Annotated in this window: 17 protein-coding genes and 1 pseudogene; 11 read left to right on the forward strand and 7 right to left on the reverse strand. The window is 58.7% G+C overall.

From position 1 onward, the window contains the following. Position 1: 1 nt before the first annotated feature. Positions 2–697, reverse strand: a complete 696-nt coding sequence (locus AAAK34_RS18660) for an RraA family protein (protein WP_231694731.1) — start codon at positions 695–697, stop codon at positions 2–4. Positions 698–702: 5 nt separating this feature from the next. Next, a complete protein-coding gene (locus AAAK34_RS18665; protein ID WP_431777556.1) occupies positions 703–1,686 on the reverse strand; it encodes a hydroxyacid dehydrogenase in 984 nt (327 codons plus the stop codon). A gap of 157 nt (positions 1,687–1,843) precedes the next feature. Here AAAK34_RS18665 and AAAK34_RS18670 point away from each other — a divergent pair, with 157 nt between their 5' ends. After that, positions 1,844–2,764: a LysR family transcriptional regulator gene (locus AAAK34_RS18670; protein ID WP_231694729.1), complete on the forward strand. Its 921-nt coding sequence runs from the start codon at positions 1,844–1,846 to the stop codon at positions 2,762–2,764. Between the two features lie 154 nt (positions 2,765–2,918). Here AAAK34_RS18670 and AAAK34_RS18675 read toward each other — a convergent pair whose 3' ends face one another. Further along, a complete protein-coding gene (locus AAAK34_RS18675) occupies positions 2,919–3,677 on the reverse strand; it encodes a GntR family transcriptional regulator (protein ID WP_231694728.1) in 759 nt (252 codons plus the stop codon). A gap of 155 nt (positions 3,678–3,832) precedes the next feature. Between AAAK34_RS18675 and AAAK34_RS18680 the strand changes: the two genes are divergently transcribed. The 10 genes and pseudogenes from AAAK34_RS18680 (at position 3,833) to AAAK34_RS18725 (ending at position 13,805) form a co-directional block, all read left to right on the forward strand. Continuing rightward, complete coding sequence (locus AAAK34_RS18680; protein ID WP_231694727.1) at positions 3,833–4,798, forward strand: tripartite tricarboxylate transporter substrate binding protein; 966 nt, start codon at positions 3,833–3,835, stop codon at positions 4,796–4,798. Continuing rightward, positions 4,795–5,973, forward strand: a complete 1,179-nt coding sequence (locus tag AAAK34_RS18685; RefSeq protein ID WP_231694726.1) for an acyl-CoA dehydrogenase family protein — start codon at positions 4,795–4,797, stop codon at positions 5,971–5,973. Before AAAK34_RS18680 ends, AAAK34_RS18685 begins: the two co-directional genes overlap by 4 nt. Positions 5,974–5,984: 11 nt before the next feature. Next, complete coding sequence (locus AAAK34_RS18690) at positions 5,985–7,172, forward strand: acyl-CoA dehydrogenase family protein (RefSeq protein ID WP_231694725.1); 1,188 nt, start codon at positions 5,985–5,987, stop codon at positions 7,170–7,172. Between the two features lie 20 nt (positions 7,173–7,192). Beyond that, complete coding sequence (locus AAAK34_RS18695; RefSeq protein WP_231694724.1) at positions 7,193–8,305, forward strand: acyl-CoA dehydrogenase; 1,113 nt, start codon at positions 7,193–7,195, stop codon at positions 8,303–8,305. A gap of 34 nt (positions 8,306–8,339) precedes the next feature. Continuing rightward, positions 8,340–9,095, forward strand: a pseudogene (locus AAAK34_RS18700) (enoyl-CoA hydratase/isomerase family protein); the annotation flags it as partial. A 35-nt stretch (positions 9,096–9,130) separates the two neighbouring features. Further along, complete coding sequence (locus tag AAAK34_RS18705) at positions 9,131–10,276, forward strand: CoA transferase (RefSeq protein WP_231694722.1); 1,146 nt, start codon at positions 9,131–9,133, stop codon at positions 10,274–10,276. 113 nt (positions 10,277–10,389) lie between these two features. Then, positions 10,390–11,385 carry a tripartite tricarboxylate transporter substrate binding protein gene (locus AAAK34_RS18710; RefSeq protein ID WP_231694721.1) on the forward strand — a complete coding sequence of 332 codons (996 nt, stop codon included), beginning with the start codon at positions 10,390–10,392 and terminating at the stop codon, positions 11,383–11,385. 59 nt (positions 11,386–11,444) lie between these two features. Continuing rightward, on the forward strand, positions 11,445–12,032 hold the full coding sequence (locus AAAK34_RS18715; RefSeq protein ID WP_231694720.1) for an amino acid synthesis family protein: 588 nt from the start codon (positions 11,445–11,447) through the stop codon (positions 12,030–12,032). Continuing rightward, positions 12,022–12,873 (forward strand): alpha/beta fold hydrolase, encoded by an 852-nt coding sequence (locus AAAK34_RS18720; RefSeq protein ID WP_231694719.1) that lies wholly within the window; start codon positions 12,022–12,024, stop codon positions 12,871–12,873. Before AAAK34_RS18715 ends, AAAK34_RS18720 begins: the two co-directional genes overlap by 11 nt. 239 nt (positions 12,874–13,112) lie before the next feature. Next, positions 13,113–13,805 (forward strand): GntR family transcriptional regulator, encoded by a 693-nt coding sequence (locus tag AAAK34_RS18725; RefSeq protein WP_231694718.1) that lies wholly within the window; start codon positions 13,113–13,115, stop codon positions 13,803–13,805. Between the two features lie 106 nt (positions 13,806–13,911). On the opposite strand, the gene AAAK34_RS18730 is transcribed toward AAAK34_RS18725, so the two are convergent. From AAAK34_RS18730 to AAAK34_RS18745, 4 genes are all read right to left on the reverse strand, one after another. Further along, the gene (locus AAAK34_RS18730; protein WP_231694717.1) at positions 13,912–15,327 is read right to left on the reverse strand and encodes a M20 family metallopeptidase; all 1,416 of its coding nucleotides are present in this window, start codon (positions 15,325–15,327) and stop codon (positions 13,912–13,914) included. A gap of 285 nt (positions 15,328–15,612) precedes the next feature. Continuing rightward, positions 15,613–16,620 (reverse strand): tripartite tricarboxylate transporter substrate-binding protein, encoded by a 1,008-nt coding sequence (locus AAAK34_RS18735; RefSeq protein WP_231694716.1) that lies wholly within the window; start codon positions 16,618–16,620, stop codon positions 15,613–15,615. A 222-nt stretch (positions 16,621–16,842) separates the two neighbouring features. Beyond that, a complete protein-coding gene (locus tag AAAK34_RS18740; RefSeq protein ID WP_231694715.1) occupies positions 16,843–17,823 on the reverse strand; it encodes a LysR family transcriptional regulator in 981 nt (326 codons plus the stop codon). Between the two features lie 18 nt (positions 17,824–17,841). Further along, positions 17,842–18,447, reverse strand: a complete 606-nt coding sequence (locus AAAK34_RS18745) for a glutathione S-transferase (protein ID WP_231694714.1) — start codon at positions 18,445–18,447, stop codon at positions 17,842–17,844. Between the last annotated feature and the right edge of the window lie 26 nt (positions 18,448–18,473).

An 18,473-nucleotide genomic window follows, 5' to 3' on the forward strand; every position in this document is an offset into this window, starting at 1 on the left:
CTCATACAGGCAGACCTTTTGATCGGAGCAACGCATTGAAGCGCTCGGGATCCGACGTACCGAGACGGTTCTCCTCTCGGATGCGTGCTTCTTTCACCAGATGCTGCCTGCCCTGATGCAAGATCTCACTCGCACGGTCAGGCGAGATGGCAATCACGCCATCTGCGTCCCCAAGAATGAGGTCTCCCGGCATCACCGCCAATCCGGCTACTGCCACCGGCACGTTAACCTCGCCAGGCCCCTCTTTGCTAGGACCACGATGGGTATGACCGAGCGCAAAAATGGGCATGCCATCTTCCGCCCATTCACACAGATCCCGGATTGCTCCATTGATTACGAGGCCTGCGACTGATTTCGCGACGCAAGTCGTCCGAATCAAACCGCCTACCAAGGCCTGGGAAACATCACCCCCACCATCGATAACCAATACGTCGCCAGGCTGAACCATCTGCAGCGCCTTATGGATCATCAGGTTGTCACCAGGTTTCACCCTCACGGTCACTGCGGGACCACACATCACAGTATCCAAGCTGCGGTGATATTGACGCAATCCAATCGCTCCGACGGATCGCCCCATCACATCGCCGACGGCTGAAACGGGCAGATGTCGAAATGCTTCCACCAATTCGGAACTGATACTGACCACGCGCGGGTTGATGGCATATCCGGGAGGCCAGGAGACGGGAGTGGAACTCATTTGGGTCATCCGATGGAGGCTTGAGGCGAAATCAGTGAAAGAACTGAAGGGTTGACACAGCTCTCACTAGGCGGCGGTGCACCATCGAGCCATCCGAGCACATTTCGAACAGCACCCAACGCCATCGCGGACAGCGCTGCTGAGGTCGAACCACCCACATGCGGAGTCAGCACCACGTTACCTAGACTCGACAGTTCATGCCCTGCAGGAAGAGGCTCCGAGACCATTGTGTCCAAGCCGGCCGCATGTAGCTGCCCATCCTTCAATGCCTCAATGAGTGCAACCTCATCAAGCACCTCGCCGCGTGCTGTATTCACCACAACGGCCCCACTTGGCAGTAAACGTATCCGCTGCCTGTCAATCAAGTTCCTGGTTGCCTGGTTTAAGGGAACATGCAGACTCAGAACATGACTAATGGGGATCATGGAGTCGAGGCTGCTATGAAAAACCACACCCTCAAAGCGTTCGCTCTCGCGCTGAGCTGCGGGGTCAAACACATGAACGGACATCTCCAACGCCGTTGCAATTCGAGCCACTCGTCGGCCGACCTGCCCGAATCCCACCAATCCCAAATTAAGGCCGCGCAACTCCAAGCCGTCCTGTGCACGACTCCATCGACCTGCACGCAACTCTCTATCCATCCATCCAACTTTCCTCGTCGCGGCGAGCATGAGCGCGATAGTAAGTTCGGCAACCGAGGCTGCGTTCGCTCCCGGCGTGGTGTACACCGGAATCGCTCTCGCCGTGGCAGCATGCACGTCAATATTGCCAACCCCGACGCCATGCTTGGATATGACTTTGAGCGTCGGGCAGGCGTTAATAGCACGAGCACTGAGTTCCACTGTCCGAGAAATCACTGCGTCCACTGGCTCACGGGACATGATCGCCTCCACTTCTGCGACGTCCTCAGCATCCGAGAGGAAGATTGCGCGTGCGCCAGCGCTCCTGAGCAGATCCAAGCCTTCGGGTGCAAGTCGGGGGGCTGTCACAAATATAGTGGGGTTATTCACGAGTTTTCTTCTTCATAAGCCGAATCGGCGACCGCCTTGCGATCAAGCACGTAAGCGAATTCTCAACAACCAATACCATCTAGTCCAATCGATAATTCTCATTTATTGATTTCTTTTAGAAATGATTGGAGAAAGCATGGATATTCACCTTCGTGACCTTCGTTTCTTCGAAGCTATCGCCGATCTGGGCCATATGGGGCAAGCTGCTGAGCAACTTGGAAGGAGCCAACCCGCTCTAAGCAAATGCGTCAAGCGACTGGAAGATGCCATCGGAAGCTCACTGTTTGAGCGCGAGGGAAGAGGAATTTGCCTCACGCCTGCGGGAAAAATGTTACGGGAGCAGGCGCGGGTGCTCCGCGGCACCGCAGATGGAGTGTTACGGGAAGTTCGAAACTTCGCGCAAGGCCGCGCGGGGCATGTGAACATCGGCAGCGGGCCCATCGCCGCGGATCAGCTCCTACCCGAGCTTGCGCGTCTAGTCCTGAAAGACGGTGACCCCATCACCATAAGCATCGTGATCGGACCCAGCTGGGAACTTCACGATCGCTTACGTTCCGGGAAAATCGACATCCTTATTGGCTTGACTGCAGAGGCAGACCCGGAATTTCGATCATTACCCATCATCGAGGATGTGGTTGTGGTCGCCGCTCGCCGTGAGCACCCGATATTCAAAGAGAAGCGGATATCCATGAAATCGCTCCTAAGACACTCCTGGGCCTTGCCGAGCACGAACATACCGAGTAGGCAGTGGTTGGATGCCACGTTCTCTTCGCACGGCCTTGCAAAGCCTCGCGTACAAATCGAGGCTGGTTCAATTCCGCTATTGCCACGGATGATCGCGCATAACGACATGTTGAGTTTCGTTTCGCGACATACCTTGGCCCTTTCAAAGGCAAGCGAACTACGCGAGGTCGCGCTGGCTGCCACAACGCTGCGGCGTAAACTAGGCGTCACTAGCTTGCGTTCCGGGGTTCTTACTCCTCCGGCCCATCGGGTTATGGAACTTCTGCGGAACGAAGGGAAATCCATCTTCGCTCAGGCCCTGCGAGGCGACTGAGTAAATAGGCTCCGATCAGACATGTGCCCAGCCGCACCCGGTTCTGTTTTAAAGTCCAGCATGGAGGGGAGAGCCCACTCGCATGCCCGGGTACTCCGTGAGCGAGTTGACGCCCTACTGGCGTCACCCGACGCATATCGTCGGTGTATCCCGTCTAGCGCCGAATCATGGCCCTATACGTGAACTGATCCGGTCTGAAGTACACGTCCGAGTACAGCAGCGCCAGACCAGTCAAATCGTAGGGCACAAAACGCATGTGCAATAAAGGCTCGTCGGCTGGAACTTCCAGAAGATATCCGCGAACCCGCCCAGCCTTGACTGCGGTAGCGGAAATCTGAGTGCGATCGAGCCGGAAACCCAGCTCCTCTTCCAGCACAGTCATCGCGTCGTCGCTCGCCAAACGCTCTGAAAGAATTTCGCGGCCGAGGGTGGGTTCGTAATATGCCTTCACGAATGCGGCTGGAACGCCGTCCGCCATGAACACCGCCCGCGCAACGGACACCGAGGAGCGAGGGGGCAGCTTGAGTGCCCGAGCCACGTACGCGGGGGCCGGACCGATGCGAGTGCTCAGCATTCGCCCACTGGCAACGCGACCACGCATGCGCAACAACTCCTTGAAGCCTGCGAGCATGCCAAGCCGTGGCGCATCAGCAGGACGGGTCACGAAACTACCCTTCCCGTTGATGGTCTCGATCAACCCTTCGGACTGCAGCTCGTTCAACGCCTGACGCACGGTAATTCTGCTGACGCCAAAGGCCAGCTGCAGTTGCGCCTCTGATGGCAACTTCTGCCCCGCGATCAGACGCTTTTCCAAGATGTCCTGGCGTAAGCGTGTCTTGATCTGTTCAAAAAGTGGCAGCGCCGCGGCTGCGGTCTCGGGGTCTTGGTTAGATGAATCCTTGGGGCTTGTCATGAACTTCTTGCTGGGACGCGCCGAGCGTAAATCGCTCAGCTGCAGTTTAGCGCCAAATCCCACCTGTCATATCAGGTATTGATTGATGCTCAAATTCAACCTATCATGACAGGTCTAAAAAGTATTCGTCAATACATCCACTGAAGGAGACATCCATGAAACGTCGTCAATTGGTCTTGTCCCTGGCCGCCGCAGGTGCGCTGGCCATTCTGGGCACACCTGCACAAGCCTCAAACGCGTACCCCTCCAAGCCCATCAAGATCCTGGTGCCCTACGCGGCGGGCGGGGTCGTGGATGTGCAAACTCGGGCCGTTGTTCAGACCATGGCGGAAATTCTGAAAGCCTCCATCGTGGTGGAGCCCAAGCCTGGCGCCAGCGGCAGCATTGCCGCAGAGGCTGTTTCGCAGGCCGCTCCCGACGGCTACACCCTGATCGTGTCTGCCAGTTTCATGAACTCAGCCCCGTTGATGGAAAGCAATTTGCGTTGGTCACCGAAGCAGTTCACCCCGGTGGGACGATTTGCTCTTTCGCCCAGCTACCTAGTGGTGCCAGCCACTTCGCCGGCACGCACCGTCAAGGAGTTTGTGGAATTGGCCAAGAAGTCGCCCAAGCCGCTTCAATACGCCAACGGTGGCAACGGAACCCCCCAGCAGATTTCCAACGAGTTGTTTGCCAAGGAGGCGGGCATCGCGCTGGAGCCGGTGATGTACAAGGGCGCTCCCCCTTCGATTCCCGATCTGATCAACGGTCTTGTCTCCATTGGGGTTCTACCGTCTTCGGTCGCCCATCCGCAAGTCAACGGCGGCAAGCTGAGAGCCTTGGCCAACATGAGTGGCACACGCTCCAGCCACCTTCCAGATGTGCCAACCATTGCAGAGGCCGGATTCCCCGGGGCCACGGTTCTCTCCTGGTATGGATTGCATGCACCGGCCGGAACACCGCCTGAGGTCATTCAAAAGCTGGAAGCCGCCATGAAGCAAGCCTGCGCCACCGCTGAAGTCAAGCAGCGCCTGATAGCTGCGGGCGGCGAAGAGGCTTTCCTTGGCACGAAGGACTTTTCCGCCTTCCTGGCGAAAGACACTCAGCAATGGGCCAATGCCGTGAAAGTGATCGCCAAATGAGCCTCCAGACGAGCACGCGAGCACCGGAAGAGTACCGTTCGCTGATCGACAACCTCCGAGATTTCATCGATCAGGAGGTCATACCGCGCGAGGACCTTAAAGCCGTGCATGACGGCGACGCATTACGCCGCGTTGCCAACGAATTGCATGCACTGGCCTTGACACGCGGCCTGGGCGCGCCCCGCGCGCGCCCTGAAGACGGCGGTTTGGCTCTTTCATGGACCGAATGCTGCGCGTATCTGGAGCAGGCGGGCCGCAGCTTTCTCGGCCCGCTGGCTCTGCGCTGCGGCCCCCCAACTCAGCCCGACATCTTCGCACTGGAAAGTCTGGCGACTCCAGCCCAGCGCGAACGCTACCTCCAGCCATTGGTACGAGGCGAGCGAGCATCCTGCTTTGCCATGACCGAGCCTGCGCCGGGTGTTGGCTCTGATCCGCGCATGCTTTCAACCAGCGCACAACGCACATCTGACGGCTGGGTGATCAATGGGCACAAGTGGTTCATCTCGGGCGCCATGCGAGCCGATTTCGCGATCGTCGTGGCACGCTCCGAAGTAGGACCGTCCTGGTTCATCGTGGACATGGACAACCCAGGGTTCCAGATCGTGCGCGACATACCCACCATGGAACCTTTTGACATCGGTGGACACGCAGAGATTTTGCTCAAGGACTGCCATGTCAAAGCTGATGCTTTAGTCGGCGAAGAAGGTAAGGGACTCGCACATGCACAGTTGCGGCTGGAAGGCGCGAGACTGTTTCACTGCATGCGATTTATCGGCCTGGCTTCTCGCGCGATGTCCATTGCGCAGGAATATGCCCTGAAGCGCGAATCGCAGGGCGTCCAACTGGCCGATCACCAGATGGTGCAGTCCATGATCGCAGATGCCCACATTCAACTTTATGCGGCGAGACAAATCGTGCTGGATGTCGCGCGGCGGCTCGATACCGGAGACTCCATCCGTCATCATTCATCCATGGCGAAGGTGTTTGTCTCAGAGGCGGTCTACCAAGTGGCCGACTCTGCAGTACAAATCTGCGGCGCACTGGGCATCTCGGAAGACACCCCAGTCTCCATGATTTTGCGCATGCTGCGTCCGTTCCGCATCTACGACGGAGCCTCGGAAGTGCATCGTTCGGCCATTGCGCGTCGCGCGCTCAACTATCGGCTTCCCGCCTGACAGGAGTCCATGTGTTCTCCACGACAGATCTCGCTCAGTTTCGTCAGGAAGTCCGCCAGTTCGTATTAGAGCAATTACCTGCCGATCTACGCCAAACCATTCGCCAAGGGCAGCAGCCAACACCCCTGCAATTGATCGCCTGGCACGAACGGCTAGCTGCTGGCGGCATTCTTGTTCCCCATTGGCCCGCGAAATGGGGCGGCCTGGGCTGGACCGTCGCTCAACAAATGGTCTTTGATGAAGAAATGGCCTTGGGCGGTGCTCCCGAACTGAATTCCATCACGTTCGACATGATTGGTCCGGTGCTGATGCGTTTCGGCAGCCCCGATCAACAGCAACGCTTTCTCCCGGCCATTGCCTCCGGCAAGCAGTGGTGGTGCCAGGGCTATTCGGAGCCCAATGCTGGGTCAGACCTTGCCGGGTTGGGAACACGTGCCGAGCGAGATGGTGACGAGTATGTGATCAACGGCTCCAAGATCTGGACGTCCTACGCCCAGTACGCGGACTGGATCTTTGTGTTGGTACGCACCGAACGCGGAGAAAAGCCACAGGAAGGAATCAGCTTTCTTCTGGCAGACATGAAGACGCCCGGCATCACGGTGCGCCCGATCATCGGCATACACGGCTGGCCTGTGTTTTGCGAGGTGTTCTTTGACAACGTGCGAGTCCCCGTCGATCAGCGAATTGGCGAGGAAAACCGGGGCTGGACCATCGCCAAGTCGTTGCTTGAATTCGAACGACTGAAGCTGGCCCGCATTGGGGAGAACAAGCGCCGAATGGCCCGCGTTCGAGAGATCGCTCTTTCTCGCACTCGGGGAGGCCAGCGCGTGGCCGACATGCCCTGGTTCAGAGAGCGTTTCGCCGATCTCGAGTCGCGCCTGATCGCTCTCGAAGCGAATGCAGCGCGCTTCGTCGCAAGACAGGCCGCAGGCGAGCGCCTCGGAGCGGAGGTTTCCATGCTCAAGATGCGCGGCAGCCGCCTGATACAGCTTTGGGAAGAATTAATGGTGGATACCCTGGGTCCTGAAGCCATGCCCTTGTGCAGAGACTGGCTCGCCGGCAAACCAGACGCTGCACCGCAAGATGCGTTGGCGGGCACCGCCTCATCACGACGATTCCTCGCACGCGGCTACACCATCGCTGGTGGAACGAGCGAGATTCAGCACAACATCATCGCCAAACAGGTGCTCGCGCTATGAGTACAAACACGGAAATGACCTTGAGCGCTGACACTGAAATGCATCAGATGCTCGTCGACAGTGCGCAGCGCTGGTGCGAACACACATGTACTCCTGAGCAGCGTGCCGCGGTGTCCAGCCACGCCACCGGCTGCCCTCCGGAGCGCTGGCGCGAGTTGGCCGAACTCGGCTGGCTGGGCCTCTCGCTGCCGGAAACCGACGGAGGGCTTGGCGCCGGACTGACCGAGCAGTGCTTACTAGCCGAGCAACTGGGCCGGGCATTGCTGGTCGAGCCATTCGTGGCAAGCGCAGTCCTGGGGAGTCATCTGCTGGATCGAGTTTCCGAAGGGGAACAGCGCGAAGCTTGGCTTCCGGCGCTCGCTGCAGGCGATCGGCGTGTGGCTTGGGCAGCCTGGGAGCACGACGGTGACCCCAGCCTGCGTCAACCTTCGGCCGTAGCAACGCGACAAGGCGACACCTGGCGCCTTTCGGGATCGAAGGGCTTGATGCCCGGAGTCGGAGGGGCTGCCGGTGTGCTGGTAACGGCACAGATCCAAGGAGACTCCAGCCGTATGGGTCTATTCCTGCTGGAGGCCAGCACAGGCGGAGTGTCCATCATCAGCCAGCACCTGTACGACGGCAGAACCGCCGCCACACTACATCTCGACGACGCCCGCGGAACGCTATTGCGAGAAGGTGCGACATCGGAGATGCTCGCACTACTGAACAACGTCCTCGACCGCGGCCGTGTTGCGCACTGCGCAGAAACACTAGGTACTGCGCAGGCAGCCTTCGACATCACGCTGGAGTATGTCCGCACTCGACGCCAGTTCGGACGTGCGCTGGGACAGAACCAGGTCATTCAGCACAGATTGGTGGATCTGTATGTCGAGATTCAGGAAACTCGCGCCTTATGCCTGCAAACCGCGGGCGAACCATCACCCCGCAACGTTGCTGCCCTGTGCATCCGCACTGGCCAAGTCGCTCGCCACACTTGGGAGGAGTCCATACAACTGCATGGCGCCATCGGCATGACCGAAGAGTACGCGCTGGGAGAGTACGTTCGCCGCCTGGCACTCGCGGCCGACCTCTACGGCAACGGCCCCACACACACTGAACGCCTGGCGAATCTGTCACTAGAGGTCTCAGAATGAATGCTTCACCCCCGTACTCGTCGAGCGTTCGAACGGCGTCATCCAATTGACGCTGAACGCACCTCAGATTCGCAACTCGCTCCAGGCGCCCGGCATCTACGAAGGGCTGATGGCAGGCCTGGAAGAGCTGGAGCAGGATTCGAGTCTGCGGGCGGCCATCATCACTGGAGCAGGCGGAGCCTTTTGCTCGGGTGGTGACCTGCGCCAACTGGCTGCCGGTGGCGAAGATGAAGTGCGAACCCGAATGACCCGCAACGCCTGGTTGTATCGGCGCATCGCCTTGTCCGACAAACTCATCGTGGCTGCCGTCGACGGTCCCGCCTATGGTGCTGGCCTGGGTTTGGCCGCAGCTTGTGATCTCGTCGTGGCGGGGAAAAGTGCCGTGTTCTGTTGCGCTTTTACCCGAGTTGGCGCCATGCCCGACGCAGCCCTCTTCTGGTCGCTGCCGGCACGCGTTGGCGTAGCGCAGGCGCGCCGCCTCATGCTCTGGGCCAGCGAGATCAAGGGGGCCGAAGCGGTGACCATCGGACTCGCCGACGAGCACGCCGCCGAGGGCAGTGCGTTGCCACTGGCACAGGAATTGGCTCAGCGCATTGCGCAAGGGCCGATACGCCCGTTCGGTCGCATCAAGGCCGGGCTTAGGCAAGCGCCCATGACTCTGGAGCAAGCGCTTGCATTCCAGCTTGACAATGCACCCGGCCTGTTTGCCAGCGACGACTTCCAGGAGGGGGCAGCCGCCTTTTTTGAAAAACGCGCCCCAAAATTCGGACGCAGCCCTCAAGACAAGTGAATACTTCCATGACGCAGCACCAACAGCCTCCCGCAATGACTGAATCACCCCCACTTCAGGGAATACGTGTAGTGGAACTGGGGCAGTACATCGCCGCACCTGCGGCCGGTCAGATACTCGCCGATCTGGGTGCGGATGTGATCAAGCTGGAACCACCAGGAGGAGACGCCGCTCGCCGCCTCGGCTGGGCTCAGGACGATTGTGGCCCCATGTTCAGCGCCTACAACCGGGACAAGCGCTCCGTCATGCTGGACGTTCGTCAACCGGAGGGACGGGCACAGGCCCGGCGCCTCGCCCTGAGCGCGGATGTCGTGCTGGCCAACTCCCGTCCCGGAGCACTCGAAAAACTCGGACTGGGCGCAGAGCAACTGATCGCGGAATCTCCGCGGCTGGTATATGGACGTGTCAGCGCGTTCGGCCAGACCGGACCGGCCAGTATTCGGGCAGGGTTTGACATTGCCGCTCAGGCAGAAAGCGGCATGATGAGCCTGAATGGTGAGGCCGACCGAGATCCCGTTCGGGTCGGCTTCACGGTCGTTGACATTCTGGCCGCACAATCCCTCGCAAACGGGGTATTGGCAGCCTTGGTTCGCCGCGGCGTTACAGGGCGCGGCACGCTGGTGGATCTGTCACTCATAGATGTCGCCGTTTCCGCACTGGCCAACGCCTGGACCGAGTATCGCCAGAACGGCCGCCTGCCCCTGCGCCGCGGCAATGGACAACCCACGGTCGCGCCCGCCGCAGACATCATTAACACACGGGACGGAATGGTCGTGCTCTCCGCCTACATGGATGAACACTTCCACCGCCTGTGCCGGACCATAGGTAGGCCCGAGTTGGCACAGGACCAAAGATTCGCCAACAACGCCGCCAGAGTCAAACACCGAGCCGAACTCATGCAAGTGCTGAAGGAAGCGCTAAGCGATTTCGACTCTGACGCGCTGGTCAACATGCTGGCCGAAGGCGGTATCGTGGCGGGCACCATCCGCGACATGTCGCAAGTTCGCGCCGGTCACGCAGGAGTCAGCGCCGACCTATTCATCGATGTGCAGACACCCGGTCGAGCCCCGCTCAGCTTGCCGGGGTTCCCTGTGAACCTCAGCGGCATTCAGCGCCGACCCGGACGTCTGGCCGCACTTGGTGAACATACAGAACAAGTTCTGGCTGAACTCGAGAAATAGCCCCCAGAGCACGAGCGACTGGTAACGCACCTTCGGCTTCCTTCCTGAGCCGAAGCATTGCTTTGCTCCTTAATTTGGTATACCATAATACCGTAATACAAAGGAGATGACTTATGAAGACCCCCTTTCGCCTTGCCAATGGACTGGCGAACCACTTGTGTCGCGTCGCCATTGGCATGGCATGTGCAGCAACATCCGCCTTTGCCGCCTATCCTGACAAGCCCATCACCTTGGTCGTTCCGTTCGCACCAGGCGGAAGCTCTGACATCATCGGACGCACACTGGGGCAACCACTATCTGAAAAATTAGGTCAGTCCATCGTGATCGAGAACGTTGCAGGCGCCGGTGGCGTTCTGGGTACGCAACGAACCGTGCGTGCAGCCCCGGACGGCTACACCATCCTCCTGGGATCAGGCTCGGAGATCCTGATCAACAAGCTAATCAATCCAAAAATTTCGTATGACGCGTCTCGTGACCTCGCTCCAGTCGTCTTCGTTGGTACAGGCCCTATGGTTTTGCTCGGAAAACCTGCCTTGCCTGCCAACGACGTCTCTGAGTTGCTTCAGCTAGCACGCTCCAAACCAGGCACGCTTAGCTATGGCTCTGCCGGGAACGGTACGCCTATGCACGTGGCAGGCGAGTTGCTGAAAATGCGCGCCAATATCTCCATGACCCATGTCCCTTACCGCGGAGCAGCCCCGGCTCTCGTGGATCTGTTGGGCGGTCAGACGGATCTGGTCGTCTCCACCCTGAGCGCCGCTCAGACTTACATCAAAGGCGGTCGAGTGAAAGCTCTGGCCATCACGGGAGCGCAGCAGTCGGATCTGGCCCCTGGAATCCCAGCCATGGGGATGCAGCCCGGCCTTTCCGGATTTGATCTCGGCGTCTGGTTCGGTCTATTCGTTCCGGCCAAGACACCTACGGACGTCATCCAGAAAGTCCAGAAAGCTGCGCAGGAGGTCCTCGCTGACCCGGAGGTACGCAAACGCCTCGCGGACCAAGGCATTAGCGCTTCAGGAGAGTCCGCTGATAGCTTACGGCAATTCATGGCTGCGGAAACTGAAAAATACCGCGCAGTCGTGAAGGCAGCACAGATCACCGCCGAATAGGCGCTAAGCAACATTGCGCGACACCCCCGGACAACAACACATTTCACACGAAGCATCAAATGAACGCCAACATTCGGAAAATCGTCTGCTATTCGGAAGAAACCCGCATTGAAGGAGGAAAACCAGCTGAACGACCACTCACCATGCACGGAGTTGCAGCCGTTCTGAAAAACCCCTGGGTCGGTCGCGGCTTCGTTGAAAATCTCCAACCCGAGATACTCGCCCTGGCACCCATTCTGGGTGAACTACTGACCTCGTCCATCCTGCGGCAAACAGGCTCGGGAGATGTCATTGAAGCCTACGGCAAGGCGGCCGTGGTCGGCACCGCCGGGGAAGTTGAGCACGCATCAGCGCTCATCCACACCCTGCATTTTGGCAACTTCTATCGGAAGGCAGTGGGTGCCAAAAGCTACCTTAGCTTCACCAACGTTCGCGGCGGACCGAACTGCTCAATCGCCATTCCCATGATGCACAAACATGACGAAGGCATGCGCTCACACTACTTGACGTTGCAGTTCGCTATCAACGATGCACCGGCACCTGACGAAATTGTCGTGGCATTGGGCGCCTCCATCGGAGGCCGCCCGCACCATCGCATTGGTGATCGCTATCAGGATCTAAAAGAGCTCGGCGGCAATGACGCCTGACAATGGCACACATCAGGCGCCGGACGGCACGGTCTACACCGTCCAAGGCCCAACCTATCGAAGCGACATTGAATGGATCGTGTTGATTCACGGGGTCGGCATGCAACACGGAGTTTGGGCGCCTCAGATCGAGGCGTTATCCAGCTCTCACGCTGTGCTCGCCTACGATATGCTGGGACACGGCGGCAGTCCTATGCCTCCGGAATGCGTAAACTTGAGTGACTACGCTGCGCAACTTCTGGGCCTCATGGATCATCTGGGAATAGCAGCGGCCAACGTGGTCGGACACTCCATGGGCGCTCTGATTGCCATTGAGTTCGCTCTGACGCACGCCACCCGTACGCTACGCTTGGCAGCTCTCAATGCCGTTTTCAAGCGTACACCCGAGCAGCGTTCGGCAGTTCACTCACGTGCTGCCGAACTGCACCGGCTAGGAACACAAGCCACCATCGGGAGCACGATCGCACGCTGGTTCGGTGATCCGGTGCCTGACGCGCTGCAGCAGGCTGCGACTTCTATCGCCGGATACCTGCGCGATATTCAGCCTGAAGGATATGCGCGCACCTACGATCTCTTTGCCTCTTCTGATGAAAAACATGCGGGTCAGCTGCATCGGCTATGCATGCCCACTCTGTTCCTGACCGGGGAATACGACGCAAACTCATCTCCAGAGATGTCATGCGCTATGGGGCGCGAAGCACGGCACGCGATAGTTGAGATCATCCCAGGCGAGCGCCACATGATGACAGTGACCGCTCCGAAAGCTGTCAACTACAGTCTCAGCCGATGGCTTGGTACATCAACACAAAATACATTGAATCTTCGTGGAAGTTCCGACTGAAGACAGTGCGCAAGCTCAGCTACTATCTGGAGGTTAATTGCTTACGCCTCCGAGGTACCAAGGCAGCACCTAGTAAGTCCGCGTGCGCAGCGGAGAACTCGGTCTAGCTTCCGCGTTTAAAACCCTTGCGATGCCCACCGGTATCGCTGGGACTTTTGCATTTCAGCCGGCCCGACTCATGTCACACCGAATCGCGAGTTCCAAGTGAGGCGTCTCCATCATCGAGTGATTTAGTAACCATGCCCACTTCTGCTTCGTTAAAAGTCGATCGCAGCTCAAAAACACTGCGCGAGTTGTCTCTCGAGAAAATGCGTGAAGCCATCTGGAACGGACATTTCAAGCCAGGAGAGCGCTTGGTCGAACGCCATCTATGTGAGCAACTAGACGTAAGTCGCTCCATCGTCCGGGAAGTTCTACGCCACCTGGAAACTGAGGGACTCGTTGAGTCGGTCAGCCAGCAAGGGCCTGTGGTCGCCACACTGACTGCTGATCAGGCGGCCCAGATCTATGAGATACGGGCATTGCTGGAGGGACATGCCGCTCGCACTTGCGCCGAAAAGGCCAGCCCTGAGGCCCTGAAACGACTAATTACCCTTAACGATGCCACACAGGAGGCTTTTCGCCAAGGAGATTTTCATGAGGTCCTGGTGCGCACTACCGCATTCTACGAAGCGCTCTTTCATGAGGCTGGACTAAGCGTCGGCTGGGACGTGGTCCAATCGCTCAACGCGCGCATCAATCGTCTGCGGGTGATGACCATCAGCTCCCCCGGCCGCAAGGAGGAGGCGGCGGCAGAGATGCGCCAGATCATCGAAGCCCTGCAAAAACGCGACCCTCAGGCCGCACAGCAAGCCTCTCAAGAACATGTCAAACGCGTCGCGCGAATAGCCGCAGAACGTCTGCGCGAAGGTAGCGACCCCAAAGCATATTGACATTAGTACCCTGGGTCGTGCTGCCCGGACGACAATTGGCGACGTTACATGCAAGCGATGAAACACAAGCCGTTGAGTGTCGCCATCAAAGCCGCACGCATGTGTGCTATCGCCGGAATGGCAAAGGCACATCGGCCGGAATCGGGCATACGTAAGGTTTGCCTTGCCGACGTTCCAGCAACTCGGCCTTGGCCTTCGCAATGAGTTCCGGTTTCCTCACCAGTTCAACGGCCGTGGCCGCAAGCACCCGCGCAGCACGGACCATACCCGCGTGCGCCAATCCGGTCTGGCCCTGTGCCACCATCTGCCAGGAATGCATAGGCGTGCCAAAGGCATAGCACGCCACCCAGGCTTGCACCGTGGGCGTGATCCAGCTGACATCAGCCACATCGGTGGAGCCAAAAAGGATGTCGTCTACGGCCGGATCGTAGGGAGCAACACCATCAAACACTGCGGGTACCTTGCCACGCAACACGCTGGCCAGCGGGCGGCTGACTTCTTCAATATCGTTTGACTTGAGCGTTGCCTGGAAGTCGCCGGCTTTGCGTTGCTCGCTGGTGTCCACCGTCAACGCGCCTTCTTCCAGAAGTTTGGCGTAAAGCACCTGGTTCAGCGTGGTGTTTTGCAGCAGGTTGGAGCAAGCTTTGTCAAACACGATGTCGACTTGGCACTCGGTCATCAGCGCAGCGCCTCGGGCCACATTTTGCACGCGCTCATACAGCTCGGCAGCCTCATGGTTACGGGCTGCGCGAATCAAGTACAAGACTTCGGCACGGGCCTGAACCACGTTGGGCGACATACCGCCTGAATCCGTCACGGCGTAGTGCACGCGTGCGTTTGAAGGCATGTGCTCGCGCAGGTAATTGACGCCCACGTTCATGAGTTCCACAGCATCCAGCGCGCTGCGCCCCAGGTGAGGCGATTGGGCAGCGTGCGAGGCCCTGCCATGAAAAATGAACTTGGCCTGAATGTTGGCAAGCGTGCTCTGGCTGAACACGCCGGTGAAGCTACCCGGGTGCCAGGTCAGCGCCGCGTCTACATCGTCGAACACGCCTGCACGCGCCATGAAGGTCTTGCCCGAGCCGCCCTCCTCCGCCGGGCAGCCATAAAAGCGTATGCGTGCCTTTGCACCGGTAGTTTGCAGATGCGCTTGCAGGGCTATGGCCGCGAAATGTGCCGAAGTGCCCAGCAAGTGGTGACCGCACCCATGGCCTGCCATACCAGGACTGTCGACGGAGGGCGTGCACACCAAGGCGCCACTTTGCTGGTTCAGCCCGGACAGGGCGTCATACTCGCCCAGAAACGCGATCACCGGCCCCGCATCGCCCCACTCTGCCAAGAAGGCAGTTGGTATGTCGGCCACGTTCCGGGTAATTCGAAAGCCGAAGCTGGCCAGGGCATCCATGTGCAACTGCGCCGAAGCGGTTTCCGCGTAGCGCAATTCCGCCAACGACCAGATCTTGTCCGCAAGCGCCGCCATTCGCGGCGTCTCTCGGGTGAAAAATCTCTGCAATTCGTTCATGAATACCTCATGAGAAACAAAACTTTGAAAGTCCCAAACAGCGTCCAACATTCCTGCTTTTGTAGGAGCGGCTTCAGCCGCGAAGGGTCACCGTCATCAATGGCGTCTTGCGCTCCGAAGGAAACCAATCGCGGCTGAAGCCGCTCCTACAAGCAAACCCTGATTGTTTCTTTCCGGAACGCCGGGCGCCGAAAGGACCCTGGGAAGCTCTTTAGCCAATGCCAATGCCAACTGCTTCCGCCAGGAGGCAGTTGGATCGGGGACGTGATCGCACCAACCCCTCGTTTACTCAGGCTTGACGCCCGCTTTGTCCAGCAAGACCTTATTGCTTTGAGTCTGCGCAGCGATTTCCGCAGCAAATTTGCTCTGATCCATTTCAATGGCAGAAGCACCGAGGGTTTTCAAACGCTTTTGCACGTCAGGCAGGTGAGCAGCCTTGATCGCGGCTTCCTGCAACTTCTTGACTACGGCAGGAGGCGTGCCCTTCGGCGCCACAATTCCGAACCAACTGATACCCAACTGGTTCAGCTCGTCGTAGCCCAATTCTTTGAACGTAGGAACGTTGGGCAAGTCGGCTGTTCGCCCATTGCTGGCCACCGCCACTGGAATGAGCTTGCCGGCTTTGATATGAGGCATGACTGAAGGCAACTGATCCGGCATGAATTGCACCAAACCTGCCAGGGCATCGTTGAGTGCAGGGCCATTGCCACGGTAGGGAACGATCTGGATTTCAGTTTTCAGGGTTTCGTTGAAAGACGCCAGCAGCAGGTGCCCCAGCGTGCCAAGCCCCGGCACCGCGCCACTGACTTTGCCGGGCTGCGCCTTCACCTTGGCGATAAATTCATCGAAGTTCTTCACGCCAAGATTAGGGTGCACGGTGTACACAGAAGGAACCGTGACCAGCTTCGCCACCGGGATCAGCTTGTCACCCAGGTTCTCGGCCCTTTTGTAGAGCAGCGGATTGATGGTGAGTGTGCTCACGGTTGCCATACCGATGGTGTAGCCATCGGGCGCTGCCTGGGAGACAGCCTCTGTACCAATCATTCCGCCAGCGCCCGCCCGGTTGTCCACCACGATCGGCTGGCCCAGCGTGCTGCGCATGCCTTCGGCGAGCACACGAGCGACCACATCTGTCGAACCACCAGAGGCGAAGGGCACGATCAGTTTGACGGGTTTCTTGGGAAAAATATCGGCAGCTTGCGCCACATGCGGCATGGCCAGCGTGGCGGAAAAAGCGGCTACTGCCAGAGCTTTGAAGCTTTGGCGCAAAGTGTCGCGGCGAGTCTTGAGCATGAGGGCGTCCTCCGGGTTGAGTCACTGGGGAGATAAAGGGGTATGCGCCAAGCGCTGCACGTGTCATGCAGGTGCCACATATGCAGGGAATAATAAAAACGCCAAACCTTGTGTGCACGCCATTTTTCTGACACGCCATAAGCATTACCGATAGCAGGGAATCAGCGTGAATAACCAGTTCCCAGGGATCAAGCCCCGAGGAGCTGAGGATCCGAAACCGCCTTACCGAACAGCTGTGAAGCCCGATGAGCTTCGCCAAAGCTCGAGCATCTCCAACAGGAGTGCTGGTGCCGCATCGCTGCTGCGTGCGACACCCAGGTCAGCGAGCCTCAAGGCATGCTGATTCACCTGAATGTCCAGAATACAGATACCGGGTGAAACCGCACCGTACCCAAGCGCAGCCAGGACACTACGTGGCACCAGTGAAACTGCTCCCGGCGCGCTCAGCATGCCCTGAAGCACCGGCAAAGATACAGTGGACAAGGGAAACCAGTTGGCCTGCGGCAACTGCGGCAATACCTCGCGCTCGAAGATGTCACGCACGGCGATACTGGTTGTGGGCAGTATCCAGTGTGCGTCGCTCAACGATGCGAGTGGCAACCGCTTGATACTTGCCAAAGGGTGGTGGCTCGCTGCCACGAAAACTGCTTGATCTGACAGAAGCGAATCAAATACGAACGAATCTGGAAGCAAAGGAGGCTGCCTGCAAAACACCGCATCCAGCCCGCCACTGACAAGCAGCGGAAGCAGTCGCGAGCCTTCGCCTTCCTGAATGTCAATATGCACCTGCTGCGCCTTCAGCGCGTAGAACTGCAAAAGCAAGGGCGCCAGAATTGAATGTGCCGCGGCCGGAATTGCGCCTAGCCTGAGCGCTGCGGATGCACCTATGCGTATGGAAGCCAGAGTTTCTGAAACATCCTCCAGTTCGCTCATCACTCCACGGACGGTGTCGATCAGTGCCTGCCCTGCCTGTGTCGTGCGTATGCCGCGCGAATGGCGTTCGAACAGGCGCATGTCCAGTACGCGCTCCAGCTCGGCCAGCGCCTGCGTCGCCGCGGACTGACTCATGCCCAGATGAGCCGCAGCCTTAGCGATGGAACCACACTGCTGTAGAGCCAGAAGCAATTGCAGCTGGCGCAGGCGCACATGGTTCGTCATGCGCGAAAAAAGCACCCTGCCTTCAGGCTGACGTGGAGTAGCCATCAGGGCACCTGAACTGCCTCAAAGGGACCAGGTTCGGGCCATGCTTGGCCGCTTCGAGAACTCCTGGTACCAACGCGCCGTGGTCGCATGGCCAGCTCGCCAATCAAAATCGGGAAAACGAATATCCAGATACCAAAGAGCGCAACCGACGGTGATGGCGCCCATATCCACGCGACCCGTCAGAAGATCCGGGTGCGCATCAAGGTATGCCAGTGATGTTTCGCACTTATCCAGTTGAGCAGCTCGCCATTGAGGCCATTTGAGCTCGTCGGGGCGAGCAAGATCTTCATACCTTGCAATGATCGCGGCGTCCAGCATGCCGTCGCCCATCGCTTGCAAGGTCAAGGTTTGCCAGCGGCTGGCACCCGTAGCAGGAATCAGCGAGCCACCAGCCATGTCGTTCAGGTATTCGCAGATCACCCGGCTGTCGTAGAGCACCTGGCCATCGTCTGTATGGAGTGTGGGAATTTTCCCAAGTGGGTTGACGGCGATGACGCTCTGGTCTCGATTGACCGGATGCACATTGCACGGCAGCAGCTCAAGCCGATCATCAAGCCCCAACTCGCAGGCGGCAACCAGACACTTTCGGACGTAGGGCGAAAACGGTGAGAACAGGATTTTCATTCAGCAACCTCGCAATGACGGGATGC

This window comes from Ottowia caeni (genome assembly GCF_050821495.1).
In the GTDB taxonomy this organism is placed as follows: Bacteria; Pseudomonadota; Gammaproteobacteria; order Burkholderiales; family Burkholderiaceae_C; genus Ottowia; species Ottowia caeni.

Bases quoted from the DNA above. Each gene is read 5' to 3' on its own strand.
- AAAK34_RS18735 (WP_231694716.1), bottom strand. From the start codon at position 16,620: ATGCTCAAGACTCGCCGCGACACTTTGCGCCAAAGCTTCAAAGCTCTG.
- AAAK34_RS18715 (WP_231694720.1), top strand. From the start codon at position 11,445: ATGAACGCCAACATTCGGAAAATCGTCTGCTATTCGGAAGAAACCCGC.
- AAAK34_RS18670 (WP_231694729.1), top strand. From the start codon at position 1,844: ATGGATATTCACCTTCGTGACCTTCGTTTCTTCGAAGCTATCGCCGAT.
- AAAK34_RS18745 (WP_231694714.1), bottom strand. From the start codon at position 18,447: ATGAAAATCCTGTTCTCACCGTTTTCGCCCTACGTCCGAAAGTGTCTG.
- AAAK34_RS18675 (WP_231694728.1), bottom strand. From the start codon at position 3,677: ATGACAAGCCCCAAGGATTCATCTAACCAAGACCCCGAGACCGCAGCC.
- AAAK34_RS18660 (WP_231694731.1), bottom strand. From the start codon at position 697: ATGAGTTCCACTCCCGTCTCCTGGCCTCCCGGATATGCCATCAACCCG.
- AAAK34_RS18730 (WP_231694717.1), bottom strand. From the start codon at position 15,327: ATGAACGAATTGCAGAGATTTTTCACCCGAGAGACGCCGCGAATGGCG.
- AAAK34_RS18680 (WP_231694727.1), top strand. From the start codon at position 3,833: ATGAAACGTCGTCAATTGGTCTTGTCCCTGGCCGCCGCAGGTGCGCTG.
- AAAK34_RS18725 (WP_231694718.1), top strand. From the start codon at position 13,113: ATGCCCACTTCTGCTTCGTTAAAAGTCGATCGCAGCTCAAAAACACTG.
- AAAK34_RS18740 (WP_231694715.1), bottom strand. From the start codon at position 17,823: ATGGCTACTCCACGTCAGCCTGAAGGCAGGGTGCTTTTTTCGCGCATG.
- AAAK34_RS18710 (WP_231694721.1), top strand. From the start codon at position 10,390: ATGAAGACCCCCTTTCGCCTTGCCAATGGACTGGCGAACCACTTGTGT.
- AAAK34_RS18720 (WP_231694719.1), top strand. From the start codon at position 12,022: ATGACGCCTGACAATGGCACACATCAGGCGCCGGACGGCACGGTCTAC.
- AAAK34_RS18705 (WP_231694722.1), top strand. From the start codon at position 9,131: ATGACTGAATCACCCCCACTTCAGGGAATACGTGTAGTGGAACTGGGG.
- AAAK34_RS18685 (WP_231694726.1), top strand. From the start codon at position 4,795: ATGAGCCTCCAGACGAGCACGCGAGCACCGGAAGAGTACCGTTCGCTG.